Origin of the sequence: Methylobacterium sp. UNCCL125, from assembly GCF_900116795.1 — a bacterium.
In the GTDB taxonomy this organism is placed as follows: domain Bacteria; phylum Pseudomonadota; class Alphaproteobacteria; order Rhizobiales; family Beijerinckiaceae; genus Methylobacterium; species Methylobacterium fujisawaense.
Map to the genome: position 1 here is coordinate 143921 of NZ_FPBW01000011.1, position 24974 is coordinate 168894.

Genomic DNA, 24974 nt, shown 5'->3' on the forward strand with positions numbered 1-24974 from the left:
GCGTTGAGCGCTGATGCCGATCCATTCTTGCGACCGGATCTCGGGGCCCCTTCGTCAGCAGCCGCTTCAGCCCGTCTGTGCGCCGGCCCAAGATCCCGGTCGTCGATACGGCTGAGACGCGCGCAGCGCTCACGGCGAAATGCTGGTCGCGAGCGCGACCGGACGGTCTCGGGGCGGCCGCGTATGTCGGCGGCCGCGTTCACCCGGAGCGGCACCCGAAATGTCGGCGGGCCGCGGCGGGGACCGAAGGAGGCGCCCTGGCTCTGCCGGGCGTAGAGCGGATCAAGATCGCCGTGCTTGTCTTCGTCGACGGACAGCCCCCCGCGCCGCACCGACCTGACCCGGCCCCTCTCGGCGGGGTAGAGCGGCAGAATCTGCCGCCGGGCCGATCCTGCCGGTCCCCGGCCCGGGAGCGTCGCTGAAATCATTGGGAAAATTCTGGAATGCGCCGTGCCTCCCCGAACCGAAGGCGGTCGCGGAGGCGTAGCATGTCGGCGAATGCGGTTACGGGCAGTTCTCTCCAGCGGGATCTTGTCAGCGCCCTGAGACAGGCGCGTGCGGCGAATACGGCCCGGATCGAGGCCGGCGCCTCGACCACGGCGGGCCAGGATCCGACCACCACCCAGGCTACCGGAAGCACCGGGCAGACGACCGGCACCACATCGACACCGACCCTGTCGAACGATCTGATGGCGTCGCTCCTGCAACTGCAATCCGACTTCAGCCAGATGGGCCTTCAGAGCGGCGTCACCACACCGGCGGACGCCACCGCCAATGCCGACGAAGCCTCCGCGACCGGCACGTCGTCGAGCCCGACCGCGGACGGCGCGGCGCCCGTCCATCACCGTCGCGGCCACCATGGCCATCGGCCGGCGTCGGACGCGACGCAGAGCGGTGCATCCGCGACAACCGGCGCCGCAACGGACGGCGCGTCGTCCACAAGTGCGTCCACCGGTACGACGGCGACCGCCGATGCCGCGTCGGCGACCGGCAGCGGCGACGGCCTGCAATCCTTCCTGCAACAGGTGACGAAGGCGATCGCCGCCTATGCGACGGGCGGCCCGGTGGGCATCGCGGCTGCACTCACCAGCAGCACCCAGGCCTGACCCGGCCGGGATCGCCTGGCGTCTGGAGTGGTCCGCCGGCCTCTGGCATGATCGGGGGAACCGGAGATCGCCATGCCCCTGACCATCCCCGTGATTCTCGGCAGCGTCCGCACCGACCGCATCGGCAACCGCGCCGCGCAGTTCCTGATCGCGCAACTCGAGGCGCGCGGCCACGCCGCCCCGCTGGTGGACCCCGCCGAGCTGAAGCTTCCGCTCCTCGACCGGATGTACAAGGAATATCCGGCCGGCACCGCGCCGGAGCCCCTGCAGCGCCTCGCCGACCTCTTCCGCGGATCGGACGCCTTCCTGGTGGTCACGGCCGAGTACAATCACGGCGTCCCGCCAGCGCTCTCCAACACCCTCGACCATTTCCTGGAAGAGTACTTCTGGCGGCCGTCGGCCATCTGCTGCTACTCGGCCGGTCAGTTCGGCGGCGTCCGGGCGGCAATGGCATTGCGGGCGATGCTTGCCGAAATGGGCATGTCCAGCATCCCCTCGCTCCTGCCGATCCCGCGGCTCCAGAAAGCCATCGACAGCCAGGGCATTCCTGCCGAGCCCTGGATCACGACGGCGGCCAACCGCTTCCTCGACGAACTCGAATGGTACGCCGAGGCCCTGCGGGACCGGCGCCAGCGCGGCACGCCGTACTGAGCGGCAGCCGGCCGCCCCAGCCCCGTCGCGGCGGCGTCTTCGCCCCCTCGCGGGAGACAACGCCCCCGGTGCATCGGAGGTATTCGAACGGCCAAGCGCACCTCGATGCGCGCAATTTTGCGCCATGAAGTGATCGAGACAGCGCTTTCGATTCTCAGGATGCGCAAATACTCGACACACGATTGCAGAACAACTTTGCATGATCTCGCCGACGAAACGGTGAACGCGCCGCGCGCCCGGCGCACGAGACAGTATTGCTCTGTTGCAAAAAGGTGGCTGCACGGTGAGCCGAAGTATGAGAGCTTGGCCGTGTTCCCCAACGCGGACCGATTCCGATGAAGATCGACGAGAGGGCGCTCCTGCAGGAGCGCGTGCGGACGCTTGTCCTGCGCCATGCCCTGGAAGCCGTACTGGACCGTCTTGCATCGGCCGCGCGGGATGCGGGACGGGATGCCGAGGCGGAATTTCTCGGCCTGGAGCAGTCGCTGATCGCGGCCGCCCGCAGCGTCGCCGACCGCGCCAGCGCCCAGAAACTGGCTGTCCTGGTTGCCGTCGAGGACGCGAGCACGACGATCCGGGCCGCCTTCGACAACGCGCACGAGCGCCTCGACGTGCTGCGACCGTCGCATCTCACCCTCGTCGAACCGGAGGCTGCCGTCGCAGCCTAGCAGCCGCGCCGTCCCCCGCAGAGAGCCGGACCGGTCGTCGGGCTCAGGGCTCTCAGCGCGGCCCCGCCTCAGGCAGGGAGCCTTCGGGGTCCAAGGGAATTGGCGCGCGGAATGCCGCGAGACCGGCGGAGAGCCGCGCCAGCGTGGCGAGGCCGAGCGCCAGGAATACGGCCCCGCCGGTCAGAACCACACGCTCGATCCGGTCCGTATTGATGATGTGATCGGGGACCTCGACGCATTGCACGAGGATCTCGGCGACGAGCCCCAGCACCAGCAGGGCGAGTCCGCAATGGTGACAGAGCGCGTCGATCGCCGCCTCGCGATCGGGATCCTCGGTCGGAAGGCCGCCGAGGAGATGGCTCACGCCAGGGCGCTCTTCCAGCACCACGCCCCAACCGATCAGGATCACGCCCATCCCCTCGATCAGATGCCCGGCCTCGTGAATCGTGGCGTGATGCTGAAATCCAGCGCCCCAGAGCAAGATGGCGACCTCGACGAGCGCGAGCGTCAGCGGCAACGCGATCAGCATATTGAACGCAAAGATCGACCAGCGGTTGAGAAGTGATCTTGCCAGCATGGACCGGACGAAAGTCTGAACACGCAGGGGCGCAGAACTCTGGCGCGACTCAGAGCCACTGTCCCTGGACGAAATCAGCAAGAGCGCGTCGCTTCAGCCCCGTCAAGAACTAGCGACTGTTTGGAACGCAGGGGCCGCGATATGGGATTACACGCCCCCCTCTGAGAGACCCTGGGCACCGCGCGGCGCCAGCGGCCGCGCCGCGCACGGCGTCGAATCCCGTTCCCCATTCGGATGCGAGGCACGAAACCATCGGCCCGGCCGGATGGTGCTCGACCGCGGCCCCCGACTTTGCAGCGATACGGGCGGAGGCGTCAGGAAGGCCGCCCGAACGAACGCATCCGATCCGCTCCTGCCCCGGCGCTCACTGCTTGGCGCGATTGATGATCGCCCACAGCACGCGGGCGACGGGCTCGGTGACGGTGCGGCGGTACTTGCGGTGGACCAGCTGACCGTTGTGATAGACGTCCTGCTCCACATAGAGCCGCTCGCCGTCCCAGCGGACGATATTGTCGGACTCGATGGTCTCCTCGACGCCGAGATCGCCTCGGAGAATCGAGTTGCCTGTCTGGGTCAGCATACGCGCGTCCTCGTTCACGCAGTCGGTTCCACCCGGGGAGCGCCACCGCGGCCCTGGCAGCGCGGCTCCCGGCGGCCCCCGACACCGGGCAGCATAGGAGTGCATCGGTGTACACGCCAGCGACCCGGTGGACGCAATCGTCGGACCGTCACCGCACCGGGCGCCAAGCTCCGACGCGCCGGGATCGGTCTCGACGCGCCCCGTGTGCGCTTCGGCACGTTCAGCTCAGCCGTAAGGTGCGATGCTTCACATGCGCTCCGATCCGCATGCACGTTGCAGGCGAGACCGGCGGCGCGACGGAGGCGTCCATGCTCGCTCGCCCGTTCCGCCTGATCGCCCCGGCGCTGGCTGCCCTCGGCCTTGTGGCCCTGCGCCTCGCAAGCCCCTTCATCGGGCCGGCCTCGCCCCCGCAACCCGGCACTTCCGCGGATACGGGGGTCGTGTTCCGGCACTACCTCTGAGGCTCAGCCGCGCCGGCTCAGAACGGCCGGCCCGGGCACCGGGCATGCGGATCCGACTGCGGGTCCGAGGACGATGTCGCCCTGCCGCGGGTTGTTCACCGTGAAGGGAGCCGTCTCCTGAAGACCGATGAAGCCGCGCCCCAGTTGCGGCACGAACAGGTCGCCCCCGAACCGGACGAAGCAGCGGTCGAGGACCGCCTCATAGTCGAAGGTCCGCTGGACAACCGGGCCCGCGCCCGCGCCCGGCATCCCGCAATAGCCCGTGATGTCGATCTGGCCCGGCCGTGACAGCCGCATCGGCAGCGACCGACCGGGCAACAGCGTGGCGGGCGGCCCGCCATCCTGGCGGGCGACCAGGACCAGGTTCGATCGATTGTAGACCCGCCGCAGGCAATCCGCCGACGCGCCGGAGACGCTAGAGACCGTCCCGGCGATGCCGAGCGCGAGTCCGGCCCATGCCCATGCTACACGCTTCGTCACCGCAATTCCTCCGCCGGCCGGGCGCTCGATCGGTCGAGGCCGTCGATCATGCCGCTTGCGACTTGAACAGCGGCCAGCTTGGCCGCGCAAGACGAACGCGGCAAGATCGGCCGCGTTCACGCGCGCCGCGTAAATTACCGCACGCTTGAAAGCTCGCAGGCTCGCCGGTCCCGCGAGGCGCGTCCTCCCGGCTAGCGCCGCTCGTAGAGCAGGCGGGCGCGGATCGTGCCCGGGATGGCGCGGATCTCTGCGAGCAGTGCCTCCGCATCCGCGTCGGTGGCGTCGGTCTCGAGCACAACGTACCCGACCTCGCCGTCGGTCTGGTAGAACTGCGCGGCGATGTTGACCTGCCCGCGGGAGAACACGCCGTTGAGGCGGCCCAGCATGCCGGGCAGGTTGCGCTGGACGTGGATGAAGCGCGTTCCGGTCGGGCGGGCCGGGAGTTGCACCTGCGGGAAGTTCACGGCGCCGATTGTCGAGCCGATATCGGAATAGTCGAGGAGCTTGCGCGCCACTTCGGAGCCGATGCGCTCCTGAGCCTCCTCGGTCGATCCCCCGATATGCGGCGTGAGGATCACGTTCTCGAGTCCCTGGAGGGAGCTGACGAAGGCCTCCGCGTTGGACCCGGGCTCCGCCGGGAAGACGTCGACGGCGGCGCCCTTGAGGTGGCCGTCGCGCAGCGCCGCCGCCAGAGCCTCGAGATCGACCACGGTGCCCCGGGCGTTGTTGATCAGGAAGGATCCGGGCTTCATCGCGCGGATCTCGGCCGCGCCGATCATGTTGGCGGTGGCCTCCGTCTCGGGCACGTGCAGCGAGACCACGTCGCTCTGGCCCAGAAGCTCGTGCAGCGTCTCGGTCGGCTCGGTGTTGCCGTGGCGCAGCTTGTCGGTGTGGTCGTAATACAGAACCCGCATGCCCATGGCTTCGGCGAGCGTGGAGAGCTGCGTGCCGATATTGCCGTAGCCGACGATGCCCAGCGTCTTGCCGCGCACCTCCAGCGAGCCCGCCGCCGATTTGTCCCAGCGGCCGGCATGGGCGCCCACCGAGCGCGGAACGATCCGGCGCAGCAGCATCACGATCTCGCCGATCGTCAGCTCCGCCACCGAGCGCGTGTTCGAGAAGGGGGCGTTGAAGACCGGAATGCCCCGATGCCGGGCGGCCTCCAGATCGACCTGATTGGTGCCGACCGAGAAACAGCCCACCGCCAGGAGCCGGTCCGACGCCGCGAAGGCGGCCGCGTCGAGTTGCGTCCGCGAGCGGATGCCCACCATGTGCACGCCCTGGAGCGCCTCGTGCAGGGCCTCCCGGTCCAGCGCCTTCGGCAGCCTGGTCAGGTTGGTGTAGCCGGCGGCCCGCATCAGTGCCACGGCGCTGTCGTTGATGCCCTCCAGCAGCAAGACCCGGATCTTGTCCTTGGGCAGGGAAAGCTTGTCGGGCGTCATGGGCATGGATCGTCTGGCGGCAGGCCCCCCGGCAGCGGCCGGACGACCTTGGGTTAGAAGCGGCTCCGGATACGAGGGCGCCCTGTGCGTTGCAACATGGCGCGACGCCGGGCAGCCACGCCCGGGGAGCGCTTCAGGGCGCGCAGCGGGGTCGCGCGGCCTCGGCCCGCGCCGAACCGTGCCGAATATTCGGGCAGGTCGACGACGCCCGGCGGGCATCTCCGACGGAACTTGAGGTCGCCTCGCGGCTTGTAGGGCCCTGTACTGTTAACGGCTCGATCTCCGGCAGCGCCGGACAGCGACCTACCATTCGGTCCTCGACGATGCATATCCGCACCGGCTTCTTGATCGCGTTCGACATGTTCGGCCCGACGCCGATGAACCTGCTGCTCAACGTCCGCCCGGAGCTGAGGCGCGACCTTGTGACCCCGGAGGTGATCACCTTCGATCCTCCGGTGGCGGCCCGGCAGCACGTGGACGCCTTCGGCAATGTCTGCACGCGCCTCGTCGCGCCGGGTGGACGGATCACCATGACGGCCGATTTCACGATCGCCGACAGCGGCCGGCCGGACGACCAGGCGCCCGACGCTCGCCAGATCGCCGTGCAGGACTTGCCCGACGACGTCCTGACCTTCCTGTTGGGCTCGCGCTACTGCGACACCGACAAGCTCTCGCAGACGGCTTGGTCGCTGTTCGGCGCCACGCCGGAGGGCTGGGCGCGCGTCCAGGCCATCGTCGATTTCGCCCACAATCGCCTGCGCTTCGACTACCAGCAGGCCGACGCGACCCGCACCGCCTTCGACGGCTACACGCAGCGCGTCGGCGTGTGCCGGGACTTCGCGCATCTGGCGATAACCCTGTGCCGGTGCATGAACATCCCGGCGCGCTACGCCACCGGCTATCTGGGCGACATCGGCGTGCCGAAGGATCCAGCGCCGATGGACTTCTCCGCGTGGTTCGAGGTCTACCTCCACGGGCCCGACGGGCCGCGCTGGTACACGTTCGACGCCCGCCACAACCGGCCCCGGATCGGCCGCATCGTCATGGCCCGCGGCCGCGACGCCACCGACTGCGCCCTCACCACGAGCTTCGGTGCCGCCCAGCTGATCCGCTTCGATGTCCATACCGACGAGGTGCCGGCCGCACCGGATGCGCTGGCCCAGGCCGCCTGAGGCGGCCCCACGCCCTAGACGGTCTCGACGGTCGGGTGCGCAGGGGCGGCGTTGTTCGCGAGGTGCAGGAACGTGGGGTCGAACTCGGCGACTTCGGCGAGCGCGTCCCAGTTCTCGATGGTCAGGATGCCGCCGCCCAGCGTGACGAGCCCGCGGCCCCGGAGCGTCCGCAGAACCCGGTTCAGGTGGACGCTCGTCAGGCCTAGGGAGTCCGCGAGTTCGGACTGCTTGGGCGCCAGCGGACAGCTCAGGCCGCGCGTCAGCCCGACCGCCTTCTGCCGGAGATAGAGCTCGCAGAACATGTGGGCGACGCGACCGAGCGCCTGCCGCCGCCCGAGGCTGGTGATCCGCTCGCGGTAATGCGCGGCGTCGATCAGGCTGTCGCGCCAGAGGGTGGCGGCGAGACCGGGATTCTTGAGGAGAACCGCCCGCAGGTCGTCATGCGCGACCAGCGCCACGACGCAGGACGTCAGCGTGGCGAGGTTGTGATCCATCCGGTGCAGATGGAGGCTCTGCAGGTCCGGAAGGTCGCCCGCGATGTAGAACGACAGGATCTGGCGTCCGCCCTCGGCCAGGGCGGAATAGCGATAGACCCAGCCCTGAAGGACGAGGCAGCTCTGGTTCGGCCTATCGCCGAACCGGACGATGTCGTGGCGCGCGGGCAGGTTCCGGACGGTGTGGGGCAGCGCGAGGAGCGCCTCGCGGTCGGCATCCGCAATCCGCGCGATGCTGTCGAGCTTGCGCGCCAGCATCTCCATCGGGGCGTTGTACCCGTTCGGCATCGGGCGTTCAGGCCTCGGTTCGCGAGGCATGGGGGATGCCGCTGTGCCGCAGACGCGGGGCACGACGGGAGACGAGATCAGGACGCAGCACGCTTCTTCCCTCAAAACACTCCGGATGCGCCGGACAGACACCAGGCCGCGCCCGACGGACCGGTGCCGGCTCTCCTGACCGGCGAATATGCGCCGGGCAAGCGTCCGGCGGCAGACAGACTTGCCACATCCGCAGCCGGCGGCAAGACCGCACGCAAGACCGCACGCAAGACCGCACCTGCGCCGCGGCCATCCGACGCCCGGCGAGGCTAAAACCCTAATCGGTTGAAGTCGCAAGGCCGATGTTGTAAGGGACCCGCGTCCTCCCGGATCCCCTCTCGCGCGCCCGTCTTTCCGGTGCGCCCGCCAGGTTTCCGGCTGGACCGCCCTCGTCATCCGTATCGACGCGTCGGCAAGCCGGGTCCCGCGGGACCGGCCGCCTCTCCCGAAAGACTCCGGGAAGGCCGCGGCGAACGGGGGCGCCTGCAACGCGAGCCGCCGACGCAACGGGCCTCCGATGGAGGCCGTTCAGGAGACAGAATGACCGCAGGTACCGCTCTGGGGCGTGGCCCGAGCCGCGAGGATTTCGCAGCCCTCCTCGAGGAGAGCTTCCTCGAACACGAGATCACCGAAGGCTCCGTCGTCAAGGGTCGCGTCGTCGCGATCGAGAAGGACGTGGCCGTCATCGACATCGGCGCCAAGACGGAAGGCCGTGTCGCGCTGAAGGAATTCACCGGTCCCGGCCGCGAGGGCGAGCTGAAGGTCGGCGACGAGGTCGAGGTCTACGTCGACCGGATCGAGAACGCGCTGGGCGAAGCCGTCATCTCGCGCGACAAGGCCCGCCGCGAGGAGAGCTGGGTCAAGCTCGAGAAGTCGTTCGAGAACAACGACCGCGTCACCGGCACGATCTTCAACCAGGTCAAGGGCGGCTACACCGTCGACCTCGACGGCGCCGTGGCGTTCCTGCCGCGCTCGCAGGTCGACATCCGCCCGGTCCGCGACGTTACCCCGCTGCTGGGCACCCCGCAGCCGTTCCAGATCCTCAAGATGGATCGCCGCCGCGGCAACATCGTCGTGTCGCGCCGGACCGTCCTCGAGGAGAGCCGCGCCGAGCAGCGCTCGGAGCTGGTGGCCAACCTTGAGGAAGGTCAGGTCATCGACGGCGTCGTCAAGAACATCACCGAGTACGGCGCCTTCGTCGATCTCGGCGGGATCGACGGCCTGCTGCACGTCACCGACATGGCGTGGCGCCGCGTGAACCATCCGTCCGAGGTCGTGACCATCGGCCAGACGGTCAAGGTCAAGATCATCAAGATCAACCACGAGACGCACCGCATCTCGCTCGGCATCAAGCAGCTCCTCGCCGATCCGTGGGAGGGCATCGCCGCCCGCTACCCGGAGGGCGCCAAGCTCAAGGGCCGCGTGACCAACATCACCGACTACGGCGCCTTCGTGGAGCTGGAGCCGGGGATCGAGGGCCTGATCCACGTCTCCGAGATGAGCTGGACCAAGAAGAACGTCCATCCGGGCAAGATCGTCTCCACCTCCCAGGAGGTCGAGGTGCAGATCCTGGAGGTCGATCCGGTCAAGCGCCGCATCAGCTTGGGCCTCAAGCAGACCCTGCAGAACCCCTGGGAGGCCTTCGCCGAGAAGCACCCGGTCGGTTCCGAGGTCGAGGGCGAGGTCAAGAACAAGACCGAGTTCGGCCTCTTCATCGGCCTCGAGGGCGACGTCGACGGCATGGTCCATCTGTCGGATCTCGACTGGAACCGTCCCGGCGAGCAGGTCATCGAAGAGTTCAAGAAGGGCGACATGGTCCGCGCCCAGGTTCTCGACGTCGACGTCGAGAAGGAGCGGATCTCCCTGGGCGTGAAGCAGCTCGGCGGTGACCCCTTCGCCGAGGCCGGCGAGATCAAGAAGGGCCAGATCGTCACCTGCGAGGTCGTCGAGGTGAAGGATGCCGGCGTCGAGGTGAAGATCGTCGACACCGACATGCAGACCTTCATCCGCCGCGCCGAGCTGGCCCGCGACCGCGGCGACCAGCGTCCCGAGCGCTTCGCCGCCGGCGAGAAGTTCGACGCCCGCGTCGTCCAGTTCGACCGGAAGGCCCGCCGCGTGCAGGTCTCGATCAAGGCCCTCGAGGTCGCCGAGGAGAAGGAGGCCATGGCCCAGTTCGGCTCCGCCGATTCGGGCGCCTCGCTCGGCGACATCCTCGGCGCCGCCTTCAACAAGAAGCGCTCCGACGACGAGTAAGACGCCGACCCCGCCGCCCGGCCCGTCCGGGCGGCGGATCCCCGGCTTCGACACCCGCGCAGGACCGACGTCCTGCGCGGGTTCTTTTTTGCGCCCAGCAATTCAAGGTTGACGATGGCGGAGCGCCGGCGGGGTCGCCCCGTCCGGAACGACAGGGACGGGCCACCCGGTCATTTTCTTCGCGCGCCCCGTATCCACGCCTGCGGAAAATGCTCTAGAACACCGGCCTCGCCCGGCGCGGACCGAGCGAGCCGAAGGAAACCAAGGACTTGCCCGGCGCGAGCGCGATGCGCCCGCATCCCGTCGAGGGGGCCGGCCGGGGGGCTTTAGGGGAAGCGACAGCATGGCAGCCGATGCCGAACTGCTGATTGACCGGCGGCGCCTGCGTCGCAGGTTGTCCCTCTGGCGCGTGCTCGGCGTCGGCGGCCTCATCGTGGCGGTCGGTGCCCTGGGCTATCGGGCGCGGACGGGCGTCGAAGGCGCGTTCGCGGTGCAGCCGCAGATCGCCCGCATCTCCGTCTCCGGCTTCATCGCCGGGAGCGAGGCCACCGCCAAGCTGATGAAGCGGGTGGGGGACTCGGATGCGGTGAAGGGCGTGATCGTCTCGATCAACTCGCCCGGCGGTACGACCACGGGGTCGGAGGAGATCTTCCGCAACCTCCGGACGCTCGCCGCCAAGAAGCCGATCGTCGCCTTCGTGGACGGCACGGCCGCGTCCGGGGCCTACATCACGGCCATCGCGGCCGATCACATCGTCGCGCGTGAGACCAGCCTGGTCGGATCGATCGGCGTGCTGTTCCAGTATCCCGATTTCTCGGGGCTCTTGGACAAGGTCGGCGTCAAGGTCGAGTCCGTGAAGTCGTCGCCGCTCAAGGCCGAGCCGTCGGGCTTCACACCGACCTCGCCGGAGGCGCGCGCCGCCCTGGCCTCCGTCGTCGGCGACACCTATGCGTGGTTCAAGGGCCTCGTCGCGGAGCGCCGGGGCATGGATCCGGCGCAACTCGGCGCCGTGTCCGACGGCCGGGTGTTCAGCGGTCGCCAGAGTATCCCGCTGAAGCTGGTCGACGAGCTCGGCGGCGAGCGTCAGGCGGTGGCGTGGCTGGAGAGTGCCCGCGGCGTCCAGACGAACCTGCCGATCAAGGATTGGAAGCCCGCGACGGAGAGCCGGTTCACCCTGTGGTCCGCGGCCGGCATCGGCGCCGACCTCCTGGGCCTGGACGGCCTCGCGGCGCGCCTTCGGTCCGTGGGGGCCGAGGCACAGGCCGCCCGGGGTGGGATGCTTGCCCTCTGGCGTCCGGAACCCTGAACCACCGCCACCGCGCAGCCCGCCCCGATCCCGCGAGAAGATTCCACGCCATGATCAAGTCGGAGCTCGTCCTCAGGATCGCCGAGCAGAACCCGCATCTCTACCAGCGTGACGTGGAGATCCTGGTCAACGCGATCCTCGACACCATTTCCGATGCGCTGGCCCGCGGCGACCGGGTGGAACTGCGCGGCTTCGGGGCCTTCTCGGTGAAGCGCCGGGAGGCGCGTCGGGGACGCAACCCGCGCACGGGTGCCGCCGTTGCCGTGTCCGAGAAGGCAATCCCCGTGTTCAAGACCGGCAAGGAGATGCGCCAGCGCCTCAACGCCGCCGGGATCGGCGAGAATGCCTCGGCCGCCGAGTAGGAAGGACCTGTGAGCGCGATGATCCGTTTCCTGAAGAGCCTCGTGCTGCTGCCGATCGCCGCCTTGGTGATCCTGCTGGCGGTGGCCAACCGCGCGCCGGTGCAGCTCTCCTTCGATCCGTTCAACGCCGACGCGCCGGTCTTCAGCGTCGCTCTTCCGCTCTACGCGATCCTGTTCGGCGCCGTGGCCCTCGGCATCGTGGTCGGCGGCATCTTCACGTGGCTCGGCCAGGGCAAGACCCGCGCCCGGGCGCGCTACCATCGCCGCGAGGCCGTCCGGTACGAGCGCGAGGCGACCCGGCTGCGCACCTATGCGCCCGAGAGCGAGACCGCGGGCACCTATACGGTCCCGAATACGGGCCGAACCGCGCTGCCCGCGCCGCGCTGAGCGGTTCCCGTTCGCGGCGCTGAGGCGGAAACCTCAGCGCGCCCGCCGCGCAGCCGCCACGAAGGCCGCGATCTTCGCCGGATCCTTCACCCCCGGCGCCGTCTCGACCCCGGACGAGACATCGACGGCGCCCAGTGCCGTGCGGGCGATGGCATCGGCGACGTTGCCGGCATCGAGGCCGCCCGACAGCATGGTGCCCTCCGGAAGCGTGGCGCCGCGCAGGATCTCCCAGTCGAAGCACCGGCCGTTGCCGCCCGGCAGGGCCGCATCCGGCGGCGCCTTGGCATCCAGCAGGATCCGGTCGGCGACCGCGGCATAGGCCGGCAGGACGGCGAGATCCGCGGACGTGGCGATGCCGAGGGCCTTCATCACCGGCCGGCCAGTACGGGCGCGGATCGCCGCGACGCGCTCCGGGCTCTCGCGCCCATGGAGCTGGATGAGATCCGGATCCACCGCCGCGACGGCCGCGGCGAGCAAAGCGTCGTCCGGATCGACCAGCAGGATCACCCGCTCGGCCCGCCCGCGGGCGAGGGCCGACAGGGCGGCAGCTTGCTCCAGCGCCACGTGCCGGGGACTGCGCGGGAAGTGGACGAGCCCGATCCAGTCCGCCCCGGCGTCCAGAGCGGCGGTGAGAGTCGCTTCGGTGCTGAGCCCGCAGATCTTGATACGGGTCGGGGACGCGGATGAGGCCATGGGCCTCCTATAGCCGATCCAGCGTCGCCGAGCAGGCCCGTGCGACAGGCCCGTTGCTCTAATCCGCCCCCACGCCGACGAACCAGGCATCGCGCGCAGGGCGACACGTGCCGTCGCGCTGCGCGATCATCCCGTAGCCCCGCAGCGCCGCCCGGGATCCCGACGCGCCGAGGCCGCGAGATCCTGCACCACGAGATCCTGCACCACGAGCGCCTTTCCATTCCGGTCTCGCCGGCAACGCCCCGGCCTGACGGCGCAGGACATCGATGGTGAGCCAGGGTGTCCGATGCGCGCGGCCATGAGCCCGGATAGGCGGCAAGGCGCGTTGCATCGTCTTGCGCCGAAGACGCGCCTGTCCGGGCGTTTCAGAGCCCCCCTCAGACCGAGAGCCGCCTAATACAGCGCCGGCACGAAGACGTTGGGGATCGGAAATCCGCTGAAGACCACCTTCCCGTCGACGAGCCGCAGGGGTGGGAGCGCCTTGAGGGGTGTCGCGTCGGCCGGCGCGTCCGGGTTCGGACGCTGGGCCAGCCCCAGCAGGCCGCCGACCAGCTGGCCGACCAGCGCGCCCCGATCCGAGCCGAAGCGCTGGCCGACGATGCTGCCGACCAGCGCGTCGACGCCGGCCGCCCGCAGGTCGATCTGGCCCGCCGGGCGGTGCGCGGCATCGAGGGCGAGGGTGCCCTTCGCCTGAACGCGCTGTGCGCCCTTGGCCAACGACAGGGCCGTCAGGTCCAGGTTGCCGCCGGCTTGGCGCCAGCGCTCCAGCTCGCGCGCCACCGTCCCGGTCCGCAACACGGTGGCCTGCGTCAGGCTCGCATCAAGGGCCAGATCGACCGGATCCCGTGTTCCGGTGAGGGCATCGAGTTGAGGCACCGCCGCCTGATTCAGGCGCAGGCTGAGATCCACCGCACCGTCGGAATCGAAACGGCCGGGGCTCGGCCGGGCGTGCAGTTCGAGGTGCCGGCCCGCAACCGCGATCAGACCGGGCTCTGCCCCCTTCACGGTGACATCGGGATTGTCGACGACCAGAGAGGCGCGGGTGAAGCCATCCGCGGCGCCGTGGAAACTGCCCTGGAGCGCGGACCAGGACGCGTCTCCGGTCAGCGCGCCCTGCTCGACATGGAACGGACCGGCGCTCTCGAACACGACGAGGCGCGGCTGATAGATCTGCGCCACCGCGGTGCTCGGTCCCAGCCGGAAGCGTCCGTCGGCACGGTCGAGCGTGACGGCGCTGCAGCGCAGCTCGAGCCGGAACGGGTAGCCGCCGAGCGAGCGGTCCGCACAGGTCCAGGTGCGCCCGGCCGACGCCTCCCGGGCGATCCAGCCGTCGATCTCGGCGGCCGCGCGCTCACGCATCCACAGCCAGCCGGCCGACCAGCCCGCCACCACGAGGGCGAGGAGAATGTAGGGCAGGAACAGCCCGAGCCGGGATCGCCGCGCGCGCCCCACCGGGGCTGTCTGGTCGGCACCCTCCGGCCGCGTCCGATCCTGCACCATGCGCTCCGCTCCCCGACCCGATCCCCGCAGGGACATCGCGGCCTCGCCTTGAGGCCATGCAAGGGGCGAAACTGGGGCAGAGCCGGCCCGGGTCGACCGCTGCGGACGTGATCCGTCCGCGCGCGTCGCGTTTCCGGTCAGACCTGCGCCGGCTCGACGGTGTCGACCTGCAGATCCTCGACGATCGCCACCCGCTCGACGTCGTTCTCGGCCAGGCGATGCACGTGCATTTCGGTGGCGCCCCGGCGGCGGACACGGTCGAGCCAAGTCCGCCGCAGATGATCGCGCGGACTCTCGCTGGAGCTGGCCACCGAGACCATTTCGGCGATGCCCGCATTGTCCCGGCGGACGGCGATCACCACGGCCTGGGCCATCTCGTCGAGGTCGAAGCCCCCGGCCGGATGAACCCCGACCACGTAGCGGCGGCCGGAACGGCCGCGCCAGGCCGAAAGGGGAAGCGCGGGCGAGCCGCGCAGACCTGCGGTCGTCTTGAGGCGTTCTTCACGCACGTCCTGCCTCCGGGTGCGATCGTCCTTCAGGTCGCGGAGCGCGGCCGACCAGGACAGGGCTCTTCTGTTCGCCATTTGTTCCAACCTAACGCGCGATATCCACAGGCGTCAAGCGCGACGTTCCCAAGGGCAGATGTGGCGACGATGCCCGTTATCCACAAGCTGGCTCAGCGCCCCTCGGGACGGAACGCGGCGGTTGCGCCGGGCTCAGCGGCGCGGCGCGGCCACGGCCGGTGCCTCGTCCGCCGGTACGGCGTGGCCGTCTGCCGCGCAGCCTGCGAGGCCCCCGTCGACGAGGGCGTTCGAGGCCGTCTCGAGCCGGTCCTGGACCAGAGCCTGGAACTCCTGGCGGGGCAGGCCGGGCGGGATGGGCGGCAGGAATTCGATCACCGCCGTGCCCGGCCGGCGCACGAGGCTGTTGCGCGACCAGAACAGGCCGGTGTTCAGCGCGACGGGCAGGCAGGGGACCTTCAGGGCGGTGTAGAGATGCGAGAGCCCCTGCTTGTAGGCGGGCGGCGCGCCGACCGGCCGGCGGGTGCCCTCGGGAAAGATGATGAGCTGGCGCCCGTCCTGAATCGCCGCGCCGGCCGCGGCATTCATCAGGCTCATGGCCCGGGTGCCCTTGGACCGGTCGATCGCCACCATGCCGCTGCGCGACAGATACCAGCCGATCAGGGGGATCAGCAGCAGCTCCTTCTTCAGGACGTAGGCGAAGTTCGGCAGCACTGTGCAGAGGGCCAGGGTCTCAAGGGCCGACTGGTGCTTGGCCGCCACCAGCAGGGGACCCGTCGGGATGTTCTCCAGCCCACGGAACTCGACCCGCGTTCCGGCGACGACGCGCAGCAGCCACAGGGTGATCCGCCCCCAGGCGCGGGCCAGCCGCAGAACCGACCGGCCGGAGACCAGCATGGGCAGGCCGGCGACCGCCAGGACCGCCGTGACGGCGTAGAAGCAGATGTTGAAGGCGAGGGAGCGCAGGGCGAGCATCGGATACCGTGTCGTAGCGGCCTCCTGTAGCGCGCCCGCGTGTCCGCGGCCAAGGGCGACGTCGCCGGGAGCCGTCAGGCATCCTCGGAGAGGTCGGCCTCGCGGATGCGCCCGGCGCCGCGCCCCGCGACCAGCCAATAGACCAAGCCCGCACTCGCGCCGACCACGAACAGGATCAGCGTCAGGCGCACCTCGCCGGCGAGGAGGGCGACATCCCGGGTTGCCCCGCCGGACCGGAGCGCGCCGCGCGTCAGCCAGGGGAGGGCGGCGGTGAGCAGGCCGCAGCCGGCGCCGTACCACAAGAAGCCGCGACATCCGAGGATCTCCCCGCCGAGACCGATCAGGGCCGGGGGCACGAACAGCAGCACGAACAGCGCCTTGGCGAGGCCGGCGACGAACAGGGCGAGCCCCTCCGGCGGGAGCCCGGCCGAGAGGTCCGACAGGGCCATGTCGAGGCCGGCGAGCGCCCCGCCGCTCAGCCAGGCCTGCGCGGCCGGATCGACGAGCAGTGCCAGGACGAGAACCGCGAAGCCTCCCGGAACAGCGAGCAGGAGGGCGAAGGCCCCGAGAATGAGGCGACCGAGGGCGTGCATGGCGCCAGCCTCTACACCGGGCGCGCCTGCCCGTCGCGCGAAAGCCGCGCCCGATCCTCGCGGATCCGGCGCGGCTTCCAGGATACGGCAGCCGAGAGTGTGCCCGTCAGCCGTGCGCGGGCGCGGCGCCGCCGGAATCACCGTGGGTGTGCTTCTTCCGGAACCGCCCGATCCAGAGCGAGAAGTGGCGGATCACCACGTAGAAGACCGGCGTGAGGAACAGGCCGAAGAAGGTCGCGCCGATCATCCCGAAGAACACCGCCGTGCCGAGCGCCTGACGCATCTCGGCGCCGGGGCCGGTGGCGATCACCAGCGGCAGGGTGCCCAGGATGAACGCGAAGGCGGTCATCAGGATCGGGCGCAGCCGCAGGCGGCAGGCTTCCACCGCCGCCTCGACCGGGCCGCGATGCTCCCGCTGCTCGATGTCGTGGGCGAACTCGACGATGAGGATCGCGTTCTTCGCCGCGAGGCCGATGAGCACGATCAGGCCGATCTGGGTCAGGATGTTGTTGTCCTGGCCGCGGAACTGCACGCCCGCGAGCGCCGCCAGCACCCCGGTCGGCACCACCAGCAGGATCGCCAGCGGCAGCGCCCAGGATTCGTACTGCGCGGCGAGGACGAGGAAGACCAGCAGCACGCCGAGGGCGAAGACCGCGCCCGCGGTGCCGCTCGCGGCCTTCTGCTGGTAGGCGATCTCGGTCCAGTCGTAGGAGTAGCCGTCGGGCAAAGCCTTCTTGGCGATCTCCTCCATGGCGGTCAGCGCCTGACCAGTCGAGACGCCCGGCTTGGCCACGCCCTGGACCGGGACCGAGTAGTAGAGGTTGAACCGCTGCACGATTTGCGGACCGGTCACGTCCCGCACCGAGGCGAGGGTGCCCATGGGCACCAGCGCGCCGGTGGAGGAGCGCACCTTGATCTGCGAGATGTCCTGCACCGAGGTGCGGAACGCCGCGTCGCCCTGCAGGCGCACCTGATAGATGCGGCCCAGCGTGTTGAAGTCGTTGACGTAGGTGCCGCCGAGATCCGCCTGGACCGACGAGAACACGTTCGCCAGCGGCACGTTCAGCATCCGGGCGATGGTGCGGTCGATGTCGAGGAACAGCTGCGGCGTCGAGTTGTCGAAGGTCGTGAAGACGCGCTGCACGTCCGCGCTCTGGTTGGCCTGAGCGATCACCTCGCCGGCCGCGGCCATGAGCGGGCCGATATCCGACGACTGGCGGCTCTCGATCTGCATCTTGAAGCCGCCGCCGTTGCCGAGGCCGCGGACGGGCGGCGGCGGGATCACGATGACCCGCGCCTCCTGGATGTCCGAGGTGGCCTTCAGCACGTCTCCGGTGATGACGGCCGCGCTTCGACCAACCTCCGCGCGCTCCTTCGCCCCCTTGAGGGTCAGGAACATCACGCCGGCATTGGTCGTGTTGGTGAAGGTCGCGCCGTCGAAGCCCGCGATGATCACCGCGTTGGCCACGCCGTCGACGGTCCGGGCCTGCTTGGCGGCGCGCAGACACACCTCCGTGGTGCGGTCGAGGGACGAGCCGGACGGGAGCTGGACGACGCCGATCAGGTAACCCTGGTCCTGGTCCGGGATGAAGCCCGTGGGCGTCGTCTGCGCCAGATGGAGCGTCCCGGCGATCACGGCTGCGTAGACCAGCAGCATCACGCCCAGGCCGACGATGCCGCCGGTCAGGACGCGGATCGTCCGGCCGTAGGCGTTCGACGTCGCGTCGAAGGCGCGGTTGAAGCCGTTCGCCAGCCAGTTCACGAACCGCGTCAGGAAGAACTTGGGCTCCTTGCGCGCATGATGCGGGACCAGCAGCAGCTTGCAGAGCGCCGGCGACAGGGTCAGCGAGTTGAAGGCCGAGATCAGCGTCGAGGCCGCGATGGTCAGCGCGAACTGCTTGTAGAACTGGCCCGAGATGCCCGGGATGAACGCCGTGGGCACGAACACCGCGGCGAGCACCAGCGCGATGGCGATGACCGCGCCGCCGACCTCGTCCATGGTCTTGTGGGCGGCGTCCCCCGGCGACAGGCCCTCGGCCATGTTGCGCTCGACGTTCTCCACCACCACGATGGCGTCGTCGACCACGATGCCGATGGCGAGAACCAGCCCGAACAGGGTCAGGTTGTTCAGCGAGAAGCCGAAGGCCGCCATCGCCGCGAAGGTGCCGATCAGCGACACGGGAATCGCGATCACCGGAATCAGCGCGGTGCGCCAGCTCTGGAGGAAGACCAGCACCACGATGACGACGAGGCCGACGGCCTCGAACAGGGTCTTGTAGACCTCGTGGATCGATTCCTCGATGAACTCCGTCGGGTTGTAGGCGATGCGGTACTCGACGTCCGGCGGGAATTTCTTCTTGACCTCCTCCATCACCTTCTTGACCGACGCCGCCGCGTCCAGCGCGTTCGTGCCCGGCCGCTGGAAGGCGCCGATGCCCACCGCGGGCGTGTCGTTGAGGAACGAGTTGGTCGTGTAGTCCTTCTGGCCCATCTCGACGCGGGCGATGTCCTTCACCCGGACGAGGCGCCCGTCCTGCGCCTTGATGATCACCTCGGCGAACTGCTCGGGCGTCTTGAACCGCGCCTGCGACTGAACGACGAGCTGGAACGCCTCGCTCTTGGCCGCGGGCGGACCGTTGAGTTGGCCGGCCGCCACCTGGACGTTCTGTTCCTGCAGGGCCGTGGTGACGTCGGTGACCGACAGGCCGTAGGCGGCGAGCTTGTTGGGATCGACCCAGATGCGCTCGGCATACTCGTTACCGCCGAAGATCGTGATGTCGCCGACGCCGTCGAGGCGCAGCAGCTCGTCGCGGATGTTCAGGTAGATGTAGTTGGCGAGGTAGTTCTGGTCGTAGGTCTTGTTCGGCGAGAGCAGGTGCACGACCAGCATCAGGTCGGGGGAGGCCTTGCGCACCGTGACGCCGAGGTTGCGCACGTCCGGCGGCAGGCGTGGCTGCGCCACCGAGAGCCGGTTCTGCACCAGCACGTTGGCGATATCGAGGTTGGTGCCGACCTTGAAGGTCACGGTCAGCAGCATGTTGCCGTCGTTGGTCGACAACGACGTCATGTAGAGCATGTTGTCGACGCCGTTGACCTCCTGCTCGATCGGCGTCGCGATCGTGGCGGCCACGGTCTCGGCATTGGCGCCCGGATAGGAGGCGCGCACCGTCACGGTCGGCGGCACGATCTCGGGATACTGCGAGACCGGGAGGCTCTCGTAGGCCACGAAGCCGAGGATCAGGAACACGATCGACGTGACGGACGCGAAGATCGGCCTGTCGACGAAGAAATGGGCGAAACGCATCGGTCAAACCTCTGAGGCCCGCCGGTCTCCCGGACGGGGCCCTGCGTCGTCGGTGCGGGGCGCACCCTGGGGCGCGCACGAAGGCATTCGTGACGAGCCGCGCGGGCTCAAGTCTTGCTCGGCGGCAACTCGACGGTCTCGGGCGTGACCTTCGCCCCCGGCCGGACCCGGGCGAGGCCGTTGACCACGATGGTCTCGTCGCCCTTCAGCCCCGACTGGATCACCCGGTAGCCGTCGACCTTCGGTCCCAGTACGACATCCTTCTGCTGGATGACGTTCTCGGGCCCCACCACGTAGACGATGCGCTTGTCCTGGTTGGCGGCAACCGCCTCGTCGGGGACCAGCACGCCCTGGAAGGGCTTCGTCGCCGGCATCGCGACGATGCCGAACAGGCCGGGCTTGATGAACAGGTCCGCGTTCGGGACGGTGGCGCGCAGCAGGATCGTGCCGGTGGCGTTGTCGACGCGGTTGTCGACGAAGTCGAGGGTGCCCTTGCGGGTCGGCTTCGCCTCGCCGGACAGCGAGATCAGGATCGGCACGCCCTTGCCCTGCTGGGTCTGGCCCATCCCGATGCCGAGGCTGTTCTGGTACTTGAGGAACGCCTTCTCATCGACCGTGTAGCTGAAATAAATCGGATCGAGCGAGACGATCGTGGTCAGCATCGTCTGGTCGGCGCTGACGATGTTGCCCTCGGTCACGAGGCGCCGGCTGATGCGGCCGTTGATGGGCGCCTTCACCTCGCTGAAATCGTAGTTCAGCTGGGCGTTGTTGAGGGCGGCCTGCGCGCTGTCGACGTCGGCCTGGGCCGTCTGGGAGGCCTGCCGGCGCTGGTCGGTCACCTGTTCGGAGATGTTGCCGCTGCGGGACAGGGTCTGCGCGCGCTCGAGATCCGTCTGCGAGAAGGACTGGCGCGCCTTGGCCGAGGCCAGCGCGGCCTGGGCCTGCTCCAGGGCCGCCTTGTAGGGGCGCCGGTCGATGACGAACAGCACATCCCCCTTCTTCACCGTCTGGCCGTCGACGAAGTTGATCTTCTCGAGATATCCGGTGACGCGGGCCCGGACCTCGACGTAATCGATCGCGTCGAAGCGACCAGTATACTGGTCCTGCTCGACGATCTGGCGCACCACGGGCTTGGCCACGGTGACCTTCGGCGGCGGCCCGCCCGGCGCCTGGGCGCGGGCCGCTGGGGTGAGGGGACCTGCCGCGAGACCCGCGACGAGGGCTGACAAGAGGGTGAGAAGGCTGGGAAGCCGGCTGCGCATCGGGTCCTGCTGTCCGTTGGCTGACCGTGCGGTCGCGCCGAGCTTGACGATTGTTCCGCCGCGGGTGCGGCCTAACCCGCGCGCCACGCTGTTGCTTGTGCGCGAGCGCACATCACGGTCTCGTGTACCGGATTGAATCCGCAGGTCAGGCGATCGTCTCACCTGCGCTGTACCAGTCCTTGAACCCGCCTTTGTAGTGTTCGGCGAGATCGAGTCCGGCATTCTGCACGGCCATCAGCGCGTGGATCGAGCGGACGCCCGAGCCGCACGAGAAGACCGCGCGCCGACCATCGGCGGCCACGAGATCCGCCACCGCCTGCGGATCGAAGCTGGAGAGGGGATGCGAGACGGAACCGGGGATGTGCCCGGCCTCGAATTCGTGCGGCTCACGCACATCGATGATCAGCATCGAGCCGTCGCTGAGCCCGCGCTTGACCGTATCGCGATCGAGGTCGACCACCCGCATCGGCAGGATCTCCGTTCCGCCCGCTCTCGGCCAGGCTGGTTGACTGACGCTTTTCCTTATTCGTCAGACCCGAGCGGCGCAACTTGTGCGGCCGGGCGCGCAGGCGGCGCGACCGGACATCGGACCGGAACGGCTCGGTCAGAGCATGGCCAGGGTGGGGGTCACGGCGGCGAAATGCGCGGGCCAGTCCGGCGGTCGATATCCGTCCAGACGTCCCGCCAGTTCGGCGCGCAGGGACGCGGCGGGCTGCGCAAGCGCCTCGATCGCTTCGATCCAGCCCGGCCCGTCCAGAGGGTCGCGGAACAGGGCGAACCCGTCGGCGATCTCCCGATGGACGGGGATGTCGGAGGCGATGACCGGCAGACCCGAAGCCGCGGCCTCGACCACGGGGATGCCGTAGCCCTCCGTGAAGGACGGCATCAGCAATCCCGTGCAGCTGCGCATCAGCGCGGCCAGCCCGTGCGTGGACAATCCCGACGCCTCGATGACATGGGCCTGCACGCCAGGGCAGCGTTCGAGCATGTCGATCGCGCTCTCGGCCTCCCAGCCCCGGCGCCCGACGACGATGAGCCGGGGTGTGGCAGCCCCGTGCCGCTCGGCCAAGTGCCGCCAGATCTGGAACAGCAGCAGGTGGTTCTTGCGCGATTCGATGGTGCCGCAGACCAGGAAGGTCGGCCGGTCCGGCCTGAACCGCGGTCCCGTGCGCCCGAAGGCGGGCTCGACCCCGAGATGGCCCACGGCCACCGGCGGCCGGCCGAACCCCTCGGCGGCGAGATGCGCGAGGGTGCGCCGGCCGGTATCCTCCGAATTCACCAGGATCGCGGCGGCGTGCCGGCCGATCGTGCGCAGGCGCGCCCGGTGGCGGTCGGCCTCGCCGGACCGGCCGTATTCGGGATGGGTGATCGGGATCAGATCGTGGACGAAGAAGGCGGCCCGCACGTCCCGCCGCGTGTAGAGCCAGTCGAACCGCCGCGGATCGTCGAGGCGCAGATGCGACGTGTGGAGGTAGAGCGCATCCCGGGGCAGCGTGGCGACCGACCGGCCGCGCAGGGCGATGTCGAGCGTCTTCCGCGCCTGGATCCGCCGCCGGTCGGCGGTGTTGGCCGGCGTCTCCGAGAGGGCTGCCGGTCCCGCGGCCGGATCCCCGCAGAGGGCGGCGAGCCGCCGATAGACCGGGTCCGAGGCGGCGTCCCGGTCCTCGACCCAGCCGGCCGCCACCGCCTCGACGATCTCCAGAGCCTGCGCGCGATCGAGAATGCGCGGTCCGACGGCTGTGGAGACGACGCCGACACCTGTCTCGGCCGAGCCGAGGAAGGCGCGGGCGTAGGCGAGGTCGACGCGGTCGATCCCGGACGGGCTGGCGTGACGCAGGCGCGTGACGAGGCGCGTGAGATCGAAGGCGATCGGTCGGTCCGTCATGATCCTCTGGCAATCGTCGGGGCGGGGGCTCCCCGTAGCGGTCCTGATCCGCAAGTGCCAGCATCTGCCGGCCTCGCGGCGCGGAACCCGGATGCCGGAAGGGGTTGCGCGGGCGCTGCGCGGAGGCTAAGAGCCGCGAGCCTAAGCGGCGTCGGAGTGTAGCGCAGCCCGGTAGCGCACCTGTCTGGGGGACAGGGGGTCGTCGGTTCAAGTCCGGCCACTCCGACCATTTTTCTTCTGCGACGCTCAGCCGGTCGCGGACCTTCTGTAGCGGCCGCCGTGCCCGCAGGCTCCCTCCATCAAGCCCGACCGAAGTGACGCAGGACGAGCGGCTCGCTCCGGGAGAGCGGAACGCCGCGCGGCTGCGATCGGACCGTGCGTCCGGCGACGAGGGCAATGCCGACCAAGCCGACCGATCCGGTCATCGCCACGGCTACGCACCACCAGAAGGCGACATCAAGCATGGCTGCTCATTAAGCTCCGACTGAGTTCGGAACTCTCGAGCCGCAGGGTAAACGGACGCTTAAACATCTGCTCAACCGAGGATTGTTTATCCCGGTGACCGCCGGGCCGCACGACCGAACCCTCGTCACGGGTTGGGCGGCCCGGATTCAACGGGACGCGAGCCGTGAGGGTCGCGACGCGACATCCCCGCTCCGGTCAGCCTCCGCGCCCCGCCTGCAGGGTTGAGGCAGAGGGTCGCAGGGCGCACGCGCCGGCGCCCAGGCGGGCACCCGGGACGCACTCAGCCGATCCGCCGCGTCGACTTGGCCGCAGCGAGTTTTCGCAGGATTCGCCGGATATGGGCGCGCAGGGCCGAGGTCTCGGCCATCGCATCGGCCCGCAGGACGGAATCGGCAGTCTCCGAGAGGGTGGTCAGAGAGTCGGTCATCGACGCGGGCGCTGTGAATGGACGGCGAACCTACCGCTGGGGTCGGTCAATGAATACATCATTTCATAGATTTCTTTATCTCAAATTTAAAGTGTTCACCCCGCCACATAGGGAAAATCCCGACACCGGCACGGTCCTTGAGCGCGGCTTCAGCGGGCTCATGATCCTCCTGCCGCACCATTAAAGTCCTGAGACGGCACGGTCGGCACCATCCCGGCTACGTCGCCGGCAGTTTCCGCGCCTGATCAGCCCGGTCCTACGCAATTCAACACCTCAGTACTCTTCATCGCTTCCGATTTCCGCTAAATCGTCGCCCGAATAGACTCAGAGTCTCGGTCGATAGCGTTTCGAGGCTGATCTAAACCGCTATTCATTGGAGCCGACAACGCGGCGTGCGCGCGACGAATGGCCCAGCCGCGCCCGGCCAATGGCCAAGGTATGCGTCCCACGCAGACTTGGCACGCGCAACTTGTTGGTGCACTAAGCATTTCTCGGTTGTGTTTTTCGCCGCCACGGCGAGTTAACTCGCGATCAATCCACCACGCCGAAAGCTCTCATCCATGTCATCCTCCCCGAAGCCCAAATCCGCCACCGACGCCGACCGCACGATCGGCGGACGCATCGCGGCGCTCCGGGTGGCGCAGGGGCTGAGCCAGACGAATCTCGGCCAAGCGATCGGCGTCAGCTTCCAGCAGGTTCAGAAGTACGAGAAGGGCCGCAACCGCATCGGTGCCGGCCGTCTCCAGGCCATCGCCGACCTGCTGAAGGTGCCGGTGGATACCTTCTTCGCCGATCTGCAGGAGAGCGGACGGGATAAGGCCGGACCTGCGGCCCTGTTCGATGATCCGAAGGTGCTCGAACTGGTCCTGGCCTTCACCAGCATCCCCGACGAGACGACCCGCAGCGGCATTCTGTCGATCGTCAAGGCGGCCGCCGCCCTTCAGGAGAGCCGCGCGAGTGCGCAGCGCGCGGAAGCTGCGGCCCGGGAGTGAGGGCGCCGGTCCAACACCCCGAACCGGCGAAACGTCCGGACGATCGCCGTTCGGGCCGCCAGCGGGATCCAGAGATGGCGGCGACCCTGCCGACGGCATG

Annotated in this window: 25 protein-coding genes and 1 tRNA gene; 11 read left to right on the forward strand and 15 right to left on the reverse strand. The window is 69.2% G+C overall.

Features of this window, described 5'->3' with window-relative positions; translation table 11 throughout:
- Positions 1–488: 488 nt before the first annotated feature.
- The 3 genes from BM396_RS13275 to BM396_RS13285 all read left to right on the forward strand — a co-directional run bounded on the left by BM396_RS13275 (position 489) and on the right by BM396_RS13285 (position 2425).
- Entirely contained in the window at positions 489–1106 is a 618-nt protein-coding gene (locus BM396_RS13275) for a hypothetical protein (protein WP_043380620.1), read from the forward strand.
- Between the two features lie 72 nt (positions 1107–1178).
- Entirely contained in the window at positions 1179–1757 is a 579-nt protein-coding gene (locus BM396_RS13280; protein WP_043380618.1) for an NADPH-dependent FMN reductase, read from the forward strand.
- A 335-nt stretch (positions 1758–2092) separates the two neighbouring features.
- Complete coding sequence (locus BM396_RS13285) at positions 2093–2425, forward strand: hypothetical protein (RefSeq protein ID WP_043352724.1); 333 nt, start codon at positions 2093–2095, stop codon at positions 2423–2425.
- Positions 2426–2477: 52 nt separating this feature from the next.
- On the opposite strand, the gene BM396_RS13290 is transcribed toward BM396_RS13285, so the two are convergent.
- Together BM396_RS13290 and BM396_RS13295 are read right to left on the reverse strand one after the other, a co-directional pair.
- A complete protein-coding gene (locus tag BM396_RS13290; protein ID WP_244538868.1) occupies positions 2478–3083 on the reverse strand; it encodes a hypothetical protein in 606 nt (201 codons plus the stop codon).
- A gap of 283 nt (positions 3084–3366) precedes the next feature.
- Positions 3367–3582 (reverse strand): hypothetical protein, encoded by a 216-nt coding sequence (locus BM396_RS13295; protein ID WP_043351006.1) that lies wholly within the window; start codon positions 3580–3582, stop codon positions 3367–3369.
- Between the two features lie 308 nt (positions 3583–3890).
- Here BM396_RS13295 and BM396_RS32770 point away from each other — a divergent pair, with 308 nt between their 5' ends.
- Positions 3891–4043, forward strand: a complete 153-nt coding sequence (locus BM396_RS32770; protein ID WP_167380413.1) for a hypothetical protein — start codon at positions 3891–3893, stop codon at positions 4041–4043.
- Positions 4044–4046: 3 nt separating this feature from the next.
- Here the strand turns inward: BM396_RS32770 and BM396_RS13305 are convergent, their stop codons facing one another.
- A complete protein-coding gene (locus BM396_RS13305; RefSeq protein ID WP_043351003.1) occupies positions 4047–4523 on the reverse strand; it encodes a hypothetical protein in 477 nt (158 codons plus the stop codon).
- A gap of 191 nt (positions 4524–4714) precedes the next feature.
- The gene (serA, locus tag BM396_RS13310; protein ID WP_091994829.1) at positions 4715–5965 is read right to left on the reverse strand and encodes a phosphoglycerate dehydrogenase; all 1251 of its coding nucleotides are present in this window, start codon (positions 5963–5965) and stop codon (positions 4715–4717) included.
- A gap of 323 nt (positions 5966–6288) precedes the next feature.
- Between serA and BM396_RS13315 the strand changes: the two genes are divergently transcribed.
- The gene (locus tag BM396_RS13315; RefSeq protein ID WP_043380610.1) at positions 6289–7137 is read left to right on the forward strand and encodes a transglutaminase-like domain-containing protein; all 849 of its coding nucleotides are present in this window, start codon (positions 6289–6291) and stop codon (positions 7135–7137) included.
- Positions 7138–7151: 14 nt separating this feature from the next.
- On the opposite strand, the gene BM396_RS13320 is transcribed toward BM396_RS13315, so the two are convergent.
- Positions 7152–7919 carry a Crp/Fnr family transcriptional regulator gene (locus BM396_RS13320; RefSeq protein ID WP_043380608.1) on the reverse strand — a complete coding sequence of 256 codons (768 nt, stop codon included), beginning with the start codon at positions 7917–7919 and terminating at the stop codon, positions 7152–7154.
- A 570-nt stretch (positions 7920–8489) separates the two neighbouring features.
- Here BM396_RS13320 and rpsA point away from each other — a divergent pair.
- The 4 genes from rpsA to BM396_RS13340 all read left to right on the forward strand — a co-directional run bounded on the left by rpsA (position 8490) and on the right by BM396_RS13340 (position 12257).
- A complete protein-coding gene (gene rpsA, locus BM396_RS13325; RefSeq protein ID WP_043351014.1) occupies positions 8490–10202 on the forward strand; it encodes a 30S ribosomal protein S1 in 1713 nt (570 codons plus the stop codon).
- Positions 10203–10545: 343 nt separating this feature from the next.
- Positions 10546–11508 (forward strand): signal peptide peptidase SppA, encoded by a 963-nt coding sequence (gene sppA / locus BM396_RS13330; protein WP_043351016.1) that lies wholly within the window; start codon positions 10546–10548, stop codon positions 11506–11508.
- A 50-nt stretch (positions 11509–11558) separates the two neighbouring features.
- Positions 11559–11870, forward strand: a complete 312-nt coding sequence (locus BM396_RS13335; protein WP_043351019.1) for an integration host factor subunit beta — start codon at positions 11559–11561, stop codon at positions 11868–11870.
- Between the two features lie 18 nt (positions 11871–11888).
- Complete coding sequence (locus tag BM396_RS13340) at positions 11889–12257, forward strand: LapA family protein (protein WP_043351022.1); 369 nt, start codon at positions 11889–11891, stop codon at positions 12255–12257.
- Positions 12258–12290: 33 nt separating this feature from the next.
- Here the strand turns inward: BM396_RS13340 and BM396_RS13345 are convergent, their stop codons facing one another.
- The 9 genes from BM396_RS13345 to BM396_RS13385 form a co-directional block, all read right to left on the reverse strand.
- Positions 12291–12950: a phosphoribosylanthranilate isomerase gene (locus tag BM396_RS13345; protein ID WP_043380605.1), complete on the reverse strand. Its 660-nt coding sequence runs from the start codon at positions 12948–12950 to the stop codon at positions 12291–12293.
- A gap of 393 nt (positions 12951–13343) precedes the next feature.
- A complete protein-coding gene (locus BM396_RS13350) occupies positions 13344–14450 on the reverse strand; it encodes a DUF2125 domain-containing protein (protein ID WP_043380603.1) in 1107 nt (368 codons plus the stop codon).
- Positions 14451–14587: 137 nt separating this feature from the next.
- The gene (locus BM396_RS13355; RefSeq protein WP_043380600.1) at positions 14588–15034 is read right to left on the reverse strand and encodes a hypothetical protein; all 447 of its coding nucleotides are present in this window, start codon (positions 15032–15034) and stop codon (positions 14588–14590) included.
- 132 nt (positions 15035–15166) lie between these two features.
- Positions 15167–15946 carry a lysophospholipid acyltransferase family protein gene (locus BM396_RS13360; protein ID WP_043353151.1) on the reverse strand — a complete coding sequence of 260 codons (780 nt, stop codon included), beginning with the start codon at positions 15944–15946 and terminating at the stop codon, positions 15167–15169.
- 74 nt (positions 15947–16020) lie between these two features.
- On the reverse strand, positions 16021–16539 hold the full coding sequence (locus BM396_RS13365; RefSeq protein WP_043380599.1) for a hypothetical protein: 519 nt from the start codon (positions 16537–16539) through the stop codon (positions 16021–16023).
- A 106-nt stretch (positions 16540–16645) separates the two neighbouring features.
- A complete protein-coding gene (locus BM396_RS13370) occupies positions 16646–19843 on the reverse strand; it encodes an efflux RND transporter permease subunit (RefSeq protein WP_043380596.1) in 3198 nt (1065 codons plus the stop codon).
- Between the two features lie 107 nt (positions 19844–19950).
- Entirely contained in the window at positions 19951–21105 is a 1155-nt protein-coding gene (locus tag BM396_RS13375) for an efflux RND transporter periplasmic adaptor subunit (protein WP_043380594.1), read from the reverse strand.
- A 145-nt stretch (positions 21106–21250) separates the two neighbouring features.
- Positions 21251–21571, reverse strand: a complete 321-nt coding sequence (locus BM396_RS13380; protein WP_043380592.1) for a rhodanese-like domain-containing protein — start codon at positions 21569–21571, stop codon at positions 21251–21253.
- Between the two features lie 138 nt (positions 21572–21709).
- Positions 21710–22990 carry a glycosyltransferase family 4 protein gene (locus tag BM396_RS13385; RefSeq protein ID WP_043353138.1) on the reverse strand — a complete coding sequence of 427 codons (1281 nt, stop codon included), beginning with the start codon at positions 22988–22990 and terminating at the stop codon, positions 21710–21712.
- A 152-nt stretch (positions 22991–23142) separates the two neighbouring features.
- Between BM396_RS13385 and BM396_RS13390 the strand changes: the two genes are divergently transcribed.
- A tRNA-Pro gene (locus tag BM396_RS13390) sits at positions 23143–23219 on the forward strand.
- A gap of 516 nt (positions 23220–23735) precedes the next feature.
- On the opposite strand, the gene BM396_RS32775 is transcribed toward BM396_RS13390, so the two are convergent.
- Positions 23736–23882 carry a hypothetical protein gene (locus tag BM396_RS32775; protein WP_158713268.1) on the reverse strand — a complete coding sequence of 49 codons (147 nt, stop codon included), beginning with the start codon at positions 23880–23882 and terminating at the stop codon, positions 23736–23738.
- 560 nt (positions 23883–24442) lie between these two features.
- Between BM396_RS32775 and BM396_RS13395 the strand changes: the two genes are divergently transcribed.
- Positions 24443–24874, forward strand: a complete 432-nt coding sequence (locus tag BM396_RS13395; RefSeq protein ID WP_043353136.1) for a helix-turn-helix domain-containing protein — start codon at positions 24443–24445, stop codon at positions 24872–24874.
- Positions 24875–24974: the final 100 nt, after the last annotated feature.